The sequence below is a fragment of the Stenotrophomonas acidaminiphila genome (assembly GCF_001431595.1).
Classification (GTDB): domain Bacteria; phylum Pseudomonadota; class Gammaproteobacteria; order Xanthomonadales; family Xanthomonadaceae; genus Stenotrophomonas; species Stenotrophomonas acidaminiphila.
In genome coordinates, this window is sequence record NZ_LDJO01000029.1 from 28,222 (window position 1) to 41,260 (window position 13,039).

The 13,039-nt window shown below is 71.3% G+C and carries 15 protein-coding genes; 7 read left to right on the plus strand and 8 right to left on the minus strand.

Going from position 1 to position 13,039, the window contains the following annotated elements; translation table 11 throughout:
• Positions 1-60 precede the first annotated feature (60 nt).
• Together ABB33_RS10755 and ABB33_RS10760 are read right to left on the minus strand one after the other, a co-directional pair.
• The gene (locus ABB33_RS10755) at positions 61-1,074 is read right to left on the minus strand and encodes a sensor histidine kinase (RefSeq protein WP_056932103.1); all 1,014 of its coding nucleotides are present in this window, start codon (positions 1,072-1,074) and stop codon (positions 61-63) included.
• Positions 1,075-1,442: 368 nt separating this feature from the next.
• The gene (locus ABB33_RS10760) at positions 1,443-2,108 is read right to left on the minus strand and encodes a response regulator transcription factor (protein ID WP_056932104.1); all 666 of its coding nucleotides are present in this window, start codon (positions 2,106-2,108) and stop codon (positions 1,443-1,445) included.
• A 159-nt stretch (positions 2,109-2,267) separates the two neighbouring features.
• Here ABB33_RS10760 and ABB33_RS10765 point away from each other — a divergent pair, with 159 nt between their 5' ends.
• Both ABB33_RS10765 and ABB33_RS10770 read left to right on the plus strand, forming a co-directional pair.
• A complete protein-coding gene (locus ABB33_RS10765) occupies positions 2,268-3,578 on the plus strand; it encodes a GGDEF domain-containing response regulator (protein WP_056932105.1) in 1,311 nt (436 codons plus the stop codon).
• An 87-nt stretch (positions 3,579-3,665) separates the two neighbouring features.
• Positions 3,666-4,127 carry a bacteriohemerythrin gene (locus ABB33_RS10770; protein ID WP_054664537.1) on the plus strand — a complete coding sequence of 154 codons (462 nt, stop codon included), beginning with the start codon at positions 3,666-3,668 and terminating at the stop codon, positions 4,125-4,127.
• A gap of 148 nt (positions 4,128-4,275) precedes the next feature.
• Here the strand turns inward: ABB33_RS10770 and ABB33_RS10775 are convergent, their stop codons facing one another.
• Complete coding sequence (locus ABB33_RS10775) at positions 4,276-5,556, minus strand: MFS transporter (RefSeq protein ID WP_182212917.1); 1,281 nt, start codon at positions 5,554-5,556, stop codon at positions 4,276-4,278.
• 365 nt (positions 5,557-5,921) lie between these two features.
• On the opposite strand from ABB33_RS10775, the gene ABB33_RS10780 reads away from it, so the two are divergent.
• The gene (locus ABB33_RS10780; RefSeq protein WP_054664533.1) at positions 5,922-6,356 is read left to right on the plus strand and encodes a PepSY domain-containing protein; all 435 of its coding nucleotides are present in this window, start codon (positions 5,922-5,924) and stop codon (positions 6,354-6,356) included.
• A 75-nt stretch (positions 6,357-6,431) separates the two neighbouring features.
• On the opposite strand, the gene dapA is transcribed toward ABB33_RS10780, so the two are convergent.
• From dapA to ABB33_RS10795, 3 genes are all read right to left on the minus strand, one after another.
• Entirely contained in the window at positions 6,432-7,331 is a 900-nt protein-coding gene (gene dapA / locus ABB33_RS10785) for a 4-hydroxy-tetrahydrodipicolinate synthase (RefSeq protein ID WP_056932107.1), read from the minus strand.
• 105 nt (positions 7,332-7,436) lie between these two features.
• Positions 7,437-7,793 carry a GlpM family protein gene (locus ABB33_RS10790; protein WP_054664528.1) on the minus strand — a complete coding sequence of 119 codons (357 nt, stop codon included), beginning with the start codon at positions 7,791-7,793 and terminating at the stop codon, positions 7,437-7,439.
• A gap of 54 nt (positions 7,794-7,847) precedes the next feature.
• The gene (locus ABB33_RS10795) at positions 7,848-8,207 is read right to left on the minus strand and encodes a DUF1304 domain-containing protein (protein WP_056932115.1); all 360 of its coding nucleotides are present in this window, start codon (positions 8,205-8,207) and stop codon (positions 7,848-7,850) included.
• 122 nt (positions 8,208-8,329) lie between these two features.
• On the opposite strand from ABB33_RS10795, the gene ABB33_RS10800 reads away from it, so the two are divergent.
• The 4 genes from ABB33_RS10800 (at position 8,330) to ABB33_RS19300 (ending at position 11,978) form a co-directional block, all read left to right on the plus strand.
• Positions 8,330-9,205, plus strand: a complete 876-nt coding sequence (locus tag ABB33_RS10800) for a hypothetical protein (protein ID WP_056932116.1) — start codon at positions 8,330-8,332, stop codon at positions 9,203-9,205.
• 136 nt (positions 9,206-9,341) lie between these two features.
• On the plus strand, positions 9,342-10,415 hold the full coding sequence (locus tag ABB33_RS18960) for a DUF5671 domain-containing protein (RefSeq protein WP_182212468.1): 1,074 nt from the start codon (positions 9,342-9,344) through the stop codon (positions 10,413-10,415).
• A gap of 2 nt (positions 10,416-10,417) precedes the next feature.
• Positions 10,418-11,701: a DUF445 domain-containing protein gene (locus tag ABB33_RS10810; protein WP_056932108.1), complete on the plus strand. Its 1,284-nt coding sequence runs from the start codon at positions 10,418-10,420 to the stop codon at positions 11,699-11,701.
• A 40-nt stretch (positions 11,702-11,741) separates the two neighbouring features.
• Positions 11,742-11,978: a DUF3325 family protein gene (locus tag ABB33_RS19300; RefSeq protein WP_161809419.1), complete on the plus strand. Its 237-nt coding sequence runs from the start codon at positions 11,742-11,744 to the stop codon at positions 11,976-11,978.
• A gap of 85 nt (positions 11,979-12,063) precedes the next feature.
• Here ABB33_RS19300 and ABB33_RS10815 read toward each other — a convergent pair whose 3' ends face one another.
• Together ABB33_RS10815 and ABB33_RS10820 are read right to left on the minus strand one after the other, a co-directional pair.
• Positions 12,064-12,411, minus strand: a complete 348-nt coding sequence (locus ABB33_RS10815) for a RidA family protein (RefSeq protein ID WP_054664520.1) — start codon at positions 12,409-12,411, stop codon at positions 12,064-12,066.
• A 50-nt stretch (positions 12,412-12,461) separates the two neighbouring features.
• Positions 12,462-13,037, minus strand: a complete 576-nt coding sequence (locus ABB33_RS10820; RefSeq protein ID WP_056932109.1) for a DUF998 domain-containing protein — start codon at positions 13,035-13,037, stop codon at positions 12,462-12,464.
• Positions 13,038-13,039: the final 2 nt, after the last annotated feature.

The window sequence follows — 13,039 nt, forward strand, 5'->3', positions numbered from 1 at the left end:
TGGCCGGTGACCGGGTGCGGCCGGTCCGGGAGATGGAATGCCGGTGTCGGCCCCGCGGCCTCAGGCTTCGGGCAGCGCCGGGAACGGGCCAAGGCGGGCGACGAGGTCGCCGGCGTCGAGCCGGAAGTGCAGCTGCAGCACCAGTACCCGCGCCAGGGTCCGTGCCAGGGCCAGGCCGAGCCCGCCGTGGGTATCGGGCGCCCGTTCCGGGCGCTTGCGCCAGAAACGTTCGCCCAGTTGCGGCAGGTCGCTGTCATGCAGGTCGGGCGCTGGATTGCGGACCTCGAGCCAGGCGCCCTCCGCCGTCACCTTCACCCCGGCGAGGATGCGGCTGCCGGCCGGCGCGTATTCGACGGCGTTCTGCAGCAGGTTGGCGACGATGCGCTCGAGCAGGGCGGCATCGCTCGACGTCCACCACTCCGCCGCGCCTTCGAGCTGGATGTGCGCACCGGCGGACGTGGCGCGGGCCAGCACCTGCCGCTGCTGTTCGAGCAGCGCGCGCAGGTCGAGCGGCTCGGGTTGCGGTTCGGCCTGCCCCGATTCGTAGCGCGACAGGGCCAACAGGCCGTCGACGCTGCGTTGCATGCGTTCCACCGCCGCCAGCGATATCGCCAGCGCCGCCGCCGCGCGGCCGGGGTCGCCACCGCGCAATGCCAGCTCGGCGCTGGTGCGGATCTCGGCCAGCGGCGTGCGCAGTTCGTGGGCGACGTCGCGCGCGAACCGGCGTTCGCGTTCCAGCGCGTCGTAGAGGCGGCCGAACGCGCTGTCCAGGGCCGCGGCCAGCGGCGCCAGCTCGGACGGCAGCGTCGCGTCGAGCAGCGGTACCTGCGCGGTTTCCGGCGACAGCGACCCCACCCGGCCGCCCAGCCGCAGCAGTGGCCGCAGGCCACGGTTGACCACCACGATCGCCAGCGTCGCCGCGCCCAGCGCCGCCAGCAGGCTGACCAGCAGCAACGACAGGTGGATGCGCCGCTCCAGCACGTCCACATCGGTGCGTTCGATGGCGACGGTGATCAGCGCCGCGCGGGTCGCCGGCCGGGCCCGGGGCCACCTGCTGCGCCACCGCGCGGCCACGGTGGCCGTCGGGAAGCACCAGGTCGTAATACAGCGGTTCGGCGGCCGGCATCCGCGGGGGGCGTGCCAGCGCCTGCGTGCCGCTGGAGGACGAGCGCGCCAGCACCGCGCCGGCCGTGTCCCAGATGGTGTAGAAATCGGTGTGCCCGTGCTCGCGGAACTCCGGCATCAGCGCATCCACCGGGGTGCCGCTGGCGAGCAGCGCGCCGACCGCGCGCGCGCGGTCGAGCAGCTGCGCGTCCAGCCGCGCGTACAGGTGGTGGTCGAGCATCTGGTCCAGCAGCAGGAACAGCACCACCAGCAGGCTGCCCAGTCCCCCGACCAGCGCCACGATCAGGCGCCGTCGGATCGACCTCAGCCAGCGCCGCTCAGACGACCACATAGCCGAACCCGCGGCGGGTCTCGATCAGGCCATCGACGCCGGCACGCGCGAGCTTGGCCCGCAGGGTGCTGACCAGCACCTCGATCACCTTGTCCGAGGCGGTGCTGCTGCCGGCATACAGCCGCTCGAACAACGCGTTGCGGGTATGCATGCGGCCGCGCTCGCGCAGCAGCAGCTCCAGCAGCGCGTACTCCTTGGGCGACAACGCGATCGCCCCGCCCGGGCCGGTCGCCAGGCAGGTGGCGGTATCCACGCTCAGCGCCCCGGCGGCCAGCCGCGGCGAGGCGTCGTCGAAGCGGCGCCGCGCCAGCGCCTTCAGCCGCGCCAGCAGTTCGTCGAAGGCGAAGGGCTTGACCAGGTAGTCGTCGGCGCCGCGGTTGAGCGCCTCGACCCGGTCGCTGACCTGGTCGCGCGCGGACAGCACCAGCACGCGCGTGGCGCGCCGCTGCGCGCGCAGCCCATCCAGCACCCCGAGTCCGTCGACGCCGGGCAGGGCCAGGTCCAGCACCATCAGGTCATAGTCGTAATGCGCCAGGAATCCCAGCGCCTGGGTACCGTCGGCGGCCGCGTCCACCGCATGGCCCTCCGCGGCCAGGGCAAGGGCCAGGCTCTCGCGCAGGGCGGTGGAATCCTCGACAAGCAACAACCGCATGGGGCAGACGGCATCAGCAGAGACGGCGGCATCATGCCCTGTCTGCCCGGCCAATGCACCGCGAGCCCGTCATCGCGGCGTCGCCGGGGCCGGGTTAAAGTCCGCCGCGCCGCGGCCGCTAACTGGATGCGACGACCCGCCACCGGATCCCACCCACCCATGACAGTGTCGCCGCCGGCCGGCTTCGACAGCCGACCGATCACCCCCCTGCCCCAGCGCATCCTGCTCGTCGAGAACTCGCGCACCTTCACCACGATGCTGCGCGAGGCCATCGAGCAGCGTCTGGAACTGCCGGTCAGCGTGGCCTCCTCGCTGGCCGAGGCCGGCGCCCTGCTCGACGCAGAGGACGACTGGTTCCTGGTGCTGACCGGGCTGGTGCTTTCCGACGGCGACCGCGACGGCGTGGTGGCCTATTTCGTCGAACGCGGGCTGCCGACCATCGTGGTCAGCAGCGTCTACGACGAGGACCTGCGCCGGCGCGTGCTGCAGCAGGACATCATCGACTACGTACTGAAGAACACGCCCGGCAGCCTGGACTACCTGGTGTGGCTGGTGCAGCGGCTGGAACGCAACCGCCGCATCTCGGCGCTGGTGGTGGACGACTCGCCCTCGGCGCGCGGCTATGCCGCCTCGCTGCTGGCCATGTACGGCTACCGGGTCGCCGAGGCCGGCGACGGCCAGGCCGCGCTGCAGGCGCTGGAAGCCGACCCGGCGATCCGCCTGGCCATCGTCGACCAGGAAATGCCGGGGATGGATGGCGTCGAACTGACCCGGCGCCTGCGCGCCCTGCGCGCGCGCGACCGGGTGGCGGTGATCGGCATCTCCGGCAACTCCGACCCCTCGCTGATCCCGCGCTTCCTCAAGAACGGCGCCAACGACTTCCTGCGCAAGCCATTCTCGCGCGAGGAGTTCTTCTGCCGGGTCTCGCAGAACGTCGACCAGCTGGAGCTGATCGGCACGCTGCAGGACCTGGCCACCCGCGACTTCCTCACCGGCCTGCCCAACCGCCGCAGCTTCCTGGAGCGCAGCCAGCGCCAGCTCGAGCGGCATGGCGCCGAGGCCGGCAGCGTCGCGGTGGCCATGGTCGACATCGACCATTTCAAGCACATCAACGACAGCCTCGGCCACGAGGCCGGGGACCAGGCGCTGCGCGCCGTGGCCGGGGTCCTGCACGCCCACACCCGGCCGCAGGACCTCAGTGCCCGCTTTGGCGGCGAGGAATTCTGCCTGCTGGTCACCGCCCCGGACGAGGACGCCTGCACCCGCCACTTCGAACAGTTGCGCGCGGCCGTGGCCGCCCTGGAACTGAGCCTGGGTGGCAGCACGCTGCGCATGACCGTCAGCATCGGCGTATGCCGCATGCCGGCGCGCAACTGCACCCTGCACGCGCTGATCGCCGAGGCCGACCGCCAGCTCTACCTGGCCAAGGCCGGCGGCCGCAACCGCGTCCATGGCGTGACCCTGAACTGACCGCCGGCGGGCTTTGATCCAGATCAACGCGCCGCGCCGCCGCCCTGCCTAGAGTGCGCCCGACAGCATCTACCTGGAGAAGCGGCGGTGGCACTTTTGGTCTGGCAGGACGATCTCAACACGGGCGTGGAGGTCATCGACCACCAGCACATGCGCATCGTGGAGATGCTCAACCACCTGCATGTGACCCAGAAGAGCATGGAGCGGGTCGCCGTGGGCGAGGTGATCGACGAGCTGATCGACTACACGCTGTCGCACTTCGCCTTCGAGGAAGAGCTCATGGAGGAGGCGGGCTACCCGTTCTGCGCCGCGCACAAGCGCGTGCACGAGGTCTTCATCAAGCGCGTCTCCGAGTACCGCATGCGCTTCGAGTCCGGCGAGGACATCACCGACGACCTGCGCAACATGCTCTCGCGCTGGCTGTTCAACCACATCCGCGGCGACGACAAGGCCTACGCCGAGCACGTCAAGCGCCACCTCAACAAGTTCGCCCGCGAACACGAGGAAGGCGGCTGGCTCGGACGCACCCTCAAGCGCCTGTTCCGCTGATCGCACCGGGAGCCTGCCGGCGCCGCGCGGCGCATGGCGGCAGGCCCTGCACCATGGAACCGCCGGGAACGATGCCCGGCACCCGGCCATCGACGGCCGATGGCCGCCAAGGATGGCGGCCCCTCTTGCCCGCCACGCGCGGGACGGATCAGGGCCGCGCCGCGGCGCGGCGCTGGATCGCCCACAACGCCAGCGCGGTGGCCAGCGCGGTGGCGCACAGGTAACCGCCGACCGCACCGACCCCGAACCTGCCCGCCAGCCATGTGGCCGCATACGGCGCCGGCGCGGCGCCGAGGATGCCGGCCAGGTTGAACGACAGCGATGCGCCGGTGTAACGCACCTGCACCGGATAGAGGCTGGCCAGCATGGTGCCGCAGGGGCCATAGGTCAGGCCCATCAGGAACAGGCCCAGCGACAGGAACCCCAGCACCTGCCACGGGTGCGCGGCCTGGAACAGCGGCTTGAACAGCAGGCCGAACACGAAGATCGCCAGCGTCGCCCACAGCATCGTGCGGATCGTGCCGTGGCGGTCGCCGTGCAGCGCCGCCAGCGGGATGCCGGCGGCGAAGAACAGGATGCCGACCATCTGCAGCAGCAGGAACTGTTCACGGCTGTAGCCCAGCACCGACGTGCCGTAGCCCAGGGTGAACACCGTCATCAGGTAGAACAGCACGAAGGTCGCGAACGCCGCCAGGGTCCCGGCCACCAGCGCGAAGCCATGGCCGGCGATCACCTCGCGCATCGGCAGGCGCACCCGCTGCCCGTGCGCTACCGCGCGGCGGAAATCCGGGGTCTCGTGGATGTTCAGGCGCACCCACAGGCCGACGATCACCAGCAGCGCGCTGGCCAGGAAGGGCACGCGCCAGCCCCAGGCCAGGAACGCGGCATCGTCCATCAGCCGGCCCAGCAGCAGGAAGATCCCGGCCGACATCAGGAAGCCCAGTGGCGCGCCCAGCTGCGGGAACATGCCGTACCAGGCGCGCTTGCCCGGCGGCGCGTTCTCGGTGGCCAGCAGTACTGCCCCGCCCCATTCGCCGCCCAGGCCCAGGCCCTGGCCGAACCGGCACAGCGCCAGCAGCGCCGGGGCCAGCAGGCCGATGCCGGCATAGGTGGGCAACAGGCCGATGGCAACCGTCGACAGGCCCATCGTCAGCAGCGCCGCCACCAGCGTGGCCTTGCGCCCGATGCGGTCGCCGTAGTGCCCGAACAGCGCCGAACCGACCGGCCGCGCAATGAACGCCACCGCGAACGTGGCCAGCGACTGCAGCAGCGCCGCATTGGGGCTGGATTCGGGAAAGAACAGCTTCGGGAACACCAGTACCGCCGCGGTGGCGTAGATGTAGAAGTCGAAGAACTCGATGGTGGTGCCGACCAGGCTGGCGGCGAGCACCCGGCGCGGTGAGTTAGCGGAAGTCGCGATGGAGGGCATGGGCGCCATGGCCGAGGGATACCCGCGCAGTCTGCCACGCGCCATGCGCCGCCAGCAGGCCGGTTGCGGACGACACCATCGTCCAGCCGCGGCCTGCCGCCTGTGCGCAGGCCGCAGGGCGATGCCCCGTCGGCCGCCACGGCCGCATGCCGCCATCCAGCCATCCAGCTTGGAGGCGTGCGCGTTGACGCCCTCGCCACACCCGCCGAACAGGAAGTGAACTTCTTTTTGCCGCGCCCTCCACGTCGGTTAACCGCAGCGCAGCGGCGTACCGCGCGCCGACGCCGGTTCACGGTGGCGTACAGGAAACCTCGGCTACGTTCCGCTCTACGCGCAGCAACGCGCCGATACGACAGGAGCAACCCATGAACAATCGACCGCTGCATACCGCCCTCTTCGCCGCCACGCTGGCCCTGGCCGGCACCGGCGCCGCCCAGGCCCAGGACGCGCTCACCGCGCCGCAGGTGCGCGCGCAGCTGGAGGCGCAGGGCTACACCAAGGTCGAGGACCTGGAGTTCAAGGACGGCATGTGGAAGGCCGATGCCACCAGTGCCAACGGCAAGCGGGTGGACGTGCGCCTGGACCCGCGTAGCGGCAACGTGTACCCGGACAAGCCGGTGCCGGCGCTGGGCGAGGCCGATATCCGCGCCCAGCTGTCCACCGCCGGCTACAGCGGCGTGCATGACGTCAAGCTCGACGACGGCCTGTGGAAGGCCAAGGGCACCACCGCCGCGGGCGAGAAAGTGAAGGTCCAGCTGGACCCGACGACGGGCGAAGTGATCGCGCTGGAAAAGGACTGAGCACTCTTGCGGTGCCGGCGGCATGAGCGCCGCCGTTCACCCGGTCCGGGCCGACCACTGCGGCCCGGGCCACGCTCAGCCCAGCAGGCCGGCCTCGCGCAGGGCTGCTTCCACTCTGGGCTGGTTTCCCGGCTCCAGTTCGGTCATCGGCAGTCGCAGCGTGCCGCCACACAGGCCCAGGCGCTGCATCGCCCACTTCACCGGGATCGGGTTGGCTTCGACGAACAGCTGCCTGTGCAGCGGCAGCAAGCGCTGCTGGATCGCCATGGCCGCCTGCACCTGGCCGGCCATCGCCGCCATGCACAGCGCGTGCATCAGCCGCGGCGCCACGTTGGCGGTGACGCTCACGTTGCCGTGGCCGCCGCAGAACATCAGCGCCACCGCGGTGGCATCGTCGCCCGAGTACACCGCGAACCCGTCCGGCACCTCGCGGATCAGCCATTGCGCGCGTTCCAGGTTGCCGGTGGCTTCCTTGATCCCGACCACGCCCGGCACCTGCGCCAGCCGCAGCACGGTGTCGTGCTGCAGGTCGGCCACGCTGCGCCCGGGCACGTTGTAGAGCACGATCGGCAGGTCGCCGGTGGCCTCGGCGATGGCACGGAAATGGCGGTACTGCCCTTCCTGGCCGGGCTTGTTGTAGTACGGCACCACCTGCAGCTGGCTGTCGGCGCCCACTTCCCGCGCGTACCGCGCCAGGGCGATGGCCTCGGCGGTGGAATTGCCGCCGCATCCGGCCATCACCGGCACCCGTCCGGCGGCCTGTTCCACCGCCACGCGGATGATCTCGCAATGCTCTTCCACGTCCACGGTGGGCGACTCGCCGGTGGTACCGACCACGCCGATGCAGTCCGTGCCCTCGGCCACGTGCCAGTCCACCAGCCTGCGCAGCGCCGCATAGTCCACGCTGCCGTCTTCGTGCATGGGCGTGACGAGCGCGACGATGCTGCCGCGGAGGAGGACGTGGGAGGATGTCATCGCGGTATCCGGAAGGCGTTCGGGGGAACCCGGATTCTAATCGCGAAGCGGCGCCCGCCGCCTTCCACGCCCGCAATGGTTTCAACCGGCAGCAAACCGGCGCGCTCAGGCTCCCGCGGCGGCGGGATGCAGCCGTGCCCACAGCACGATCATCGCCAGCGCCATGAGCACCCAGACCGCCGTGGCCACGCCCAGGGTCACCGCCAGCGGCCAGCGCACGCTGCCGAAATACACCGCCACCAGGTAGCCGGCATAGGGGAACAGCGACCACAGCCCGAACAGCGCGGTTTTCTGCAGGTCGGCGCCGGAGCGCTGGCTGCCGACGATGTAGTGGGCGATCAGCGCGAAAGTGGGAAACAGCGGCACCAGGCCGGCGATGAAGAAACTCTTCGACCTGGCCAGCAGCGCGATCAACAGCACCGCCAGGGCGCCCAGCAGCGATTTCAGGAACAGGGGAATCATCAGGTCGTCAAGGTGGCTGTGCGGGGAAAAGCGGGCGCCCTGCCCCGGCGCCGGCTAGCGGGCCGCCAGGACCAGCGCCAGCGCGATGGCGGCCGGCAGCGCCTGCACGAACAGGATCCTGCGGCTGGCGGTGGCGGCGCCGTAGAGGCCGGCCACGAGCACGCAGGCCAGGAAGAACATCCGCACGGGGTATCCGGCCGGGCCCAACAGCAGGGCGTAGACCAGGCCGGCGGCCAGGAAGCCGTTGTAGAGCCCCTGGTTCGCCGCCAGCACCCGGGTCTGCTCGGCGAACTCCCGGGTCAGGCCAAAGGCCCTGCGTCCTGCCGGCCGCGTCCACAGGAACATCTCCAGGACAAGGATCCAGGCATGGATCAGCGCGACCAGGGCGGTTGCGATATCGGCAATGAGGAGCATGACCGCCTCGTGCAGTCGCGGCAGGCGAGCATGATCGACTTCCCGCAGGCCGGCAAGCACCGCGGCCGTGCCGTCCCCCGGCCTCACTTACAATGCCGCCCCCTCGTTCCACCGGCATGCGCATGGACATCATCGTCAACGAAGAACTCAAGGCCTACATCGATCCGCTGACCCCGGACGAGCACGACGCGCTGGAGCGCAGCCTGCTGGCCGAGGGGTGCCGCGACGCACTGGTGCTGTGGGGCAACGTACTGGTCGACGGCCACAACCGCTACGGCATCTGCCGCAAGCACGGCATCCCGTTCCAGACGGTGCAGAACACCCGCTTCCAGTCGATGCAGGACGTGCACCTGTGGATGATCGAGCAGCACCTGGGCCGGCGCAGCGTGTCCGACTTCCAGCGCGGCGTGCTGGCCCTGCGCAAGCGCGCGATCGTCGAGGCCCGGCACCGCGCCGAGCAGGAACAGCTGCGCCGGGAGAGCGAGGGCGAGGCACCGCTGGCGGCCGCCGACGGTCCGGCCGATGCCGATCTGCCGCCATGGGAGCCGGCGCCGAGGCTGTCCAAGGCCGAAATCGCCCGCGAAGCCAAGCTCAGTGCCAGCCAGGTGACGCTGATCGAGAAGATCAGCGCGCAGGCCGCGCAGGAGGTGATCGAAGCGGTCAAGGCCGGCGAGATCTCGCTCAGTGCCGCGGCGGTGGTCGCCAGCCTGCCGGAAGCGGAACAGCGCGCGGCCGCCCAGGGGGGCAAGGACCAGCTGAAGGAAGCCGCCCGGCGCGTGCGCGAATCGCGTCGCAAGCCCAGGGCGGCGCCCGAGCCGGATACCGCACAGACGCCGCCGGCCATGCCCGCGCAGGCCGACGGCGATGCGGGCGAAGTGGACGCCCTGCGCCAGCGCGTGGCCTCGCTGACCGCGGAAAACCAGGCGTTGCGCATGGAGCTGGAAGCGCTGCGCGCGCGCCTGGCCAGCGCCGCCACGGCGGAAGCCACCGAGGCCTGAGCGCCCTGGCGGTGACACGCCGCGCGCCTCCGCCAGGGCACCGGCGGCATGCGCCGGCGCTGCCGGCAGCCGGCGGTGGAATTGCAAGACGGCGGGCGAGGCGGTCACCATGCGCGTGTCCCCACAGGAGTCGGCCATGGCCTCGGCATCCCCTGAACTGGAGCAGTTCGTCCGCGACGCGCTGATGCGCGGCCACGACCGCGAGCAGGTGCGCCAGGCCCTGCTCGCCGCCGGCTGGAGCGCCGAGCAGATACGCGGCGTGCTGGACGGCTGGGCCGAAGTGGGTTTCGCGCTGCCGGTGCCGCGCCCGCGCGCCTCGCTGTCGGCGCGCGAAGCCTTCCTCTACCTGGTGCTGTTCAGCACCCTGTACTTCTTCGCCTGGAACCTGGGCAGCCTGGTGTTCGCCCTGCTCGAGCACGCCCTGCCCGACCCGGCCGACGCGCAGTGGCAGGTGGCGCGGCTGACCGGTTCGATCCGCTGGTCGATCTCGGCGCTGGTCATCGCCTTCCCGGTGTTCGCCTTCCTCGCCCGCCACCTTGCCCACGACGTGGCGCGCAACCCGATCAAGCGCCTGTCGCCGGTTCGCCGCTGGCTGACCTACCTGACCCTGTTCGTCGCCGCCAGCGTGCTCATCGGCGACCTGACCACGCTGGTGTTCAACCTGCTCGGCGGCGAACTGAGCCTGCGCTTCGTGCTCAAGGTCGCGGTGGTGGCGGCGATCGCCGGCACCGTGTTCGGCCACTACCTGCGCGACCTGCGCCGCGAGGAAGTCGCCGACGGCGGCCACGCCGGTTCCGGTCGCGGTGTGCTGTGGGCGACCGGCGTCGCCACGGTGCTGGCGGTCGCTGCCGGCGTATGGACCATGGACTCGCCGATGCAGCAGCGGCAGCTGCGGCTGGACGAAGCCCGCATCGGCGACCTGCAGACCCTGGAGTCGGCCATTGCCGCATGGCGCGGCGAACACGACGCGCTGCCGCCCGACATGGACGCGCTGGCCGCGCAGCCGGGCGTCAACCTGCCGCGGCGCGATCCGGCCGGCGGCGCGGATTACCGCTACCGCCGCATCGATGACAGCCACTACGAACTGTGCGCGGACTTCGCCACCGACAGCGGCCAGCGCCGCGCGCGCTGGCGCCTGCCGCAGGCCGGACAATGGGCGCATCCGGCCGGATCGCACTGCTTCCGCCGCAGCGCGGGCGACAAGGATTGAGCGTGGCGCCGGCCGATCCGCGCCGCGCCCAGCTGCGCCGGCTCAAGCTGTACGCGCTGGCGATGCTGCTGGCGATGCTGGCCGGCTTCGTCCTCAGCCACTTCAATGGCGGGCACGGCGCCTGGGCGTGGGTCGGCGCGTTCTGCGAGGCGGCCATGGTCGGCGCATTGGCCGACTGGTTCGCGGTGGTGGCGCTGTTCCGCCGCCCGTTGAACCTGCCGATCCCGCATACCGCCATCATCCCGCGCAGCAAGGCGCGCATCGCCGACAGCCTGGCGCTGTTCGTGCGCGACCACTTCCTCGAGCCGGAGGCGTTGCTGGCCAAGCTGAAGGTATTCGACCCGGCCACGCGCCTGGGCCACTGGCTGGCGCAGCCGCAGCAGGCGCGGATGCTGGCCGGCATGGCACGCGGCTGGGCACTGCAGGCGCTGGACCTGCTGGACGAATCGGCCGTGCGCCGGGCCATCCAGGGTTTCGTGGTCGAACAGCTGCGGCAATGGAACGCCGCGGCCACCGCCGGCGACCTGCTCGGCCTGCTGACCGCCGACGACCGCCACCAGCGGGTGCTGGACGAGGGCCTGACCCGCATCGCCGGCTGGCTCGACAGCGACACCGTGCGCCAGCGCGCCTCGGCGCTGATCGTGCGCTACATCCGCAAGGAATGGCCGAAGCTGGCCAGCACCGTGGACTGGGTCAAACCGATCGACGAGATCGGCGATTCGCTCGCCGAGCGCATGGCCCGCGCCGGGCTGGACGAACTGCAGGCGATCCTGTCCGAACCCGGGCATCCGCTGCGCCAGGACTACGCACGCTGGCTGGGCGGCTACCTGCAGCGGTTGCGCGACGATCCCGCACTGGCCGCGCGGGTGGACGCGCTCAAGCAGCAGGTGATCGACCATCCGGCCGTGCAGGACTACGTGCAGGGCCTGTGGCAGCGCATCCACCAGCAGCTGCGCGACGACCTGTCGCGCGAGGATTCGGTGCTGGCCGCGCACCTTGAACGCAACCTCGGCAAGCTCGGCGCCACCATCGGCCGCGACCCGGCGCTGCGCGATGCGCTCAACCAGCACATGCTGGCCGGCGCCGAACGCCTCACCACGCGCCTGCGCAGCGGCGTGACCACGCACATCGCGCAGACGCTCAAGGCCTGGGACGAGCGCAAGCTGGTCGAGCAGCTGGAACTCAGCGTGGGCCGCGACCTGCAGTACATCCGCTTCAACGGCACCCTGGTCGGCGGCCTGATCGGCGTGCTGCTGCATGCACTGACCGTCTGGCTGCGCTTCTGATACCGGCCGGACCGCGATACGCCGGGCATGGCCGCACCGCGTGGCCTCCTGTTCGATCAATCGAGAATGGCGCGGGCTGGGCTGGGCGATGCTGGTCCTTGGCGCAGGCCCGTGCGCGCACGCGCAGGGCTGGGCAGCGGGGCCAGTAATGGGGCTTGGCGCGCTGACCGTTGCCGGACTGCTGCTGGCCCTCGCGCTCCATCCATGCCGGCCACGCCGGGTGGTGCCGCTGGCGTGGACGCCGCCGCCCGCCGGACTGCGGGTCGCGCGGGGTTGACGGCAGCGGCGCATGCGCGGCGATGCCGGGCGATGGGCGCTCCCCCGTTCCCGGATCGACAACCCGGGAACGGCACCGGCCACGCTTACGGCACGGCCGCGGTGACGACGATCTCGATCTTCCACGCCGGGTTGGCGAGCTTGGCCTGCACCGTGGCGCGCGCGGGCGTGGCGCCTTCCGGCACCCACTTGTCCCAGGCCTGGTTCATGCCCGCGAAATCGGCCATGTCGGCCAGGAAGATCTCCGCGCGCAGGATGTGGCGCTTGTCGGTCGGCGCCAGCCGCAGCAGGTCGTCGATGGCCTGCAGCACCTGCTCGGTCTGGCCGACGATGTCGGCGCTGGTGTCTTCGGGCACCTGCCCGGCCAGGTACGCCACGCCGTGGTAGATGGTCATTTCCGACATGCGCGGACCGGTATCGAAACGTTCGATCATGGGTTTTCCCGTGGGTGGATGTAGGCCCATTGTGCCCGCAACGGATGGTTTCAGCGGTGGCGGCGCGGTTGCCGCCACAACTGCAGGGCGGCCAGCGCCAGCCACCCGACCACCAGCGCGATCACCGCCTTCTGTCCCAGCCCGCGCGGCGTGTCGCGCCAGAGCACGTGCAGCCACAGCCCGGCGAACACCAGCCACGCCCACCACCACGCAAGCCGGTGGACGCCGCGCCAGCGGCGGTCGCGGCCGAAACACCAGGCCTGCAGCAGCATCGCCGTGGTGACGCAGAGGAATGCGGCCTGCGCAGCCAGCGCATGCACCAGCGGCGCCAGCGCCGGTGCGCGCTGCGGCAGCCAGCTGTCGCCCACGGCCACCGTGGCCAGGCCGATGCCGGCCACGCAGAACAGGGCCAGCGGCAGGCCGCGCCGTGCCGCGCCGTGCGCCTGCGCGTACAGCGCGGTGGCGAGCACCACGATCGCCACCGCCAGCACGCAGTAGGCGCCGCGCAGCCACAGCCCGTGCGGGCCGTGCAGGTACAGGCTGAGCGTGGCGCGCGTCCAGTCCAGGTCGGTGCGTGCGATCTGCAGCCAGGCCGCGGTAGCGGCGAACAGCAGCAGCGCGGCCAGCA

What these genes read in the sequence shown, in the direction of transcription:
- ABB33_RS10760 (WP_056932104.1), bottom strand. Translation starts at nt 2,108, where the DNA reads ATGCGGTTGTTGCTTGTCGAGGATTCCACCGCCCTGCGCGAGAGCCTG.
- ABB33_RS10765 (WP_056932105.1), top strand. Translation starts at nt 2,268, where the DNA reads ATGACAGTGTCGCCGCCGGCCGGCTTCGACAGCCGACCGATCACCCCC.
- ABB33_RS10775 (WP_182212917.1), bottom strand. Translation starts at nt 5,556, where the DNA reads ATGCCCTCCATCGCGACTTCCGCTAACTCACCGCGCCGGGTGCTCGCC.
- ABB33_RS10780 (WP_054664533.1), top strand. Translation starts at nt 5,922, where the DNA reads ATGAACAATCGACCGCTGCATACCGCCCTCTTCGCCGCCACGCTGGCC.
- dapA (WP_056932107.1), bottom strand. Translation starts at nt 7,331, where the DNA reads ATGACATCCTCCCACGTCCTCCTCCGCGGCAGCATCGTCGCGCTCGTC.
- ABB33_RS10790 (WP_054664528.1), bottom strand. Translation starts at nt 7,793, where the DNA reads ATGATTCCCCTGTTCCTGAAATCGCTGCTGGGCGCCCTGGCGGTGCTG.
- ABB33_RS10795 (WP_056932115.1), bottom strand. Translation starts at nt 8,207, where the DNA reads ATGCTCCTCATTGCCGATATCGCAACCGCCCTGGTCGCGCTGATCCAT.
- ABB33_RS10800 (WP_056932116.1), top strand. Translation starts at nt 8,330, where the DNA reads ATGGACATCATCGTCAACGAAGAACTCAAGGCCTACATCGATCCGCTG.
- ABB33_RS18960 (WP_182212468.1), top strand. Translation starts at nt 9,342, where the DNA reads ATGGCCTCGGCATCCCCTGAACTGGAGCAGTTCGTCCGCGACGCGCTG.
- ABB33_RS10815 (WP_054664520.1), bottom strand. Translation starts at nt 12,411, where the DNA reads ATGATCGAACGTTTCGATACCGGTCCGCGCATGTCGGAAATGACCATC.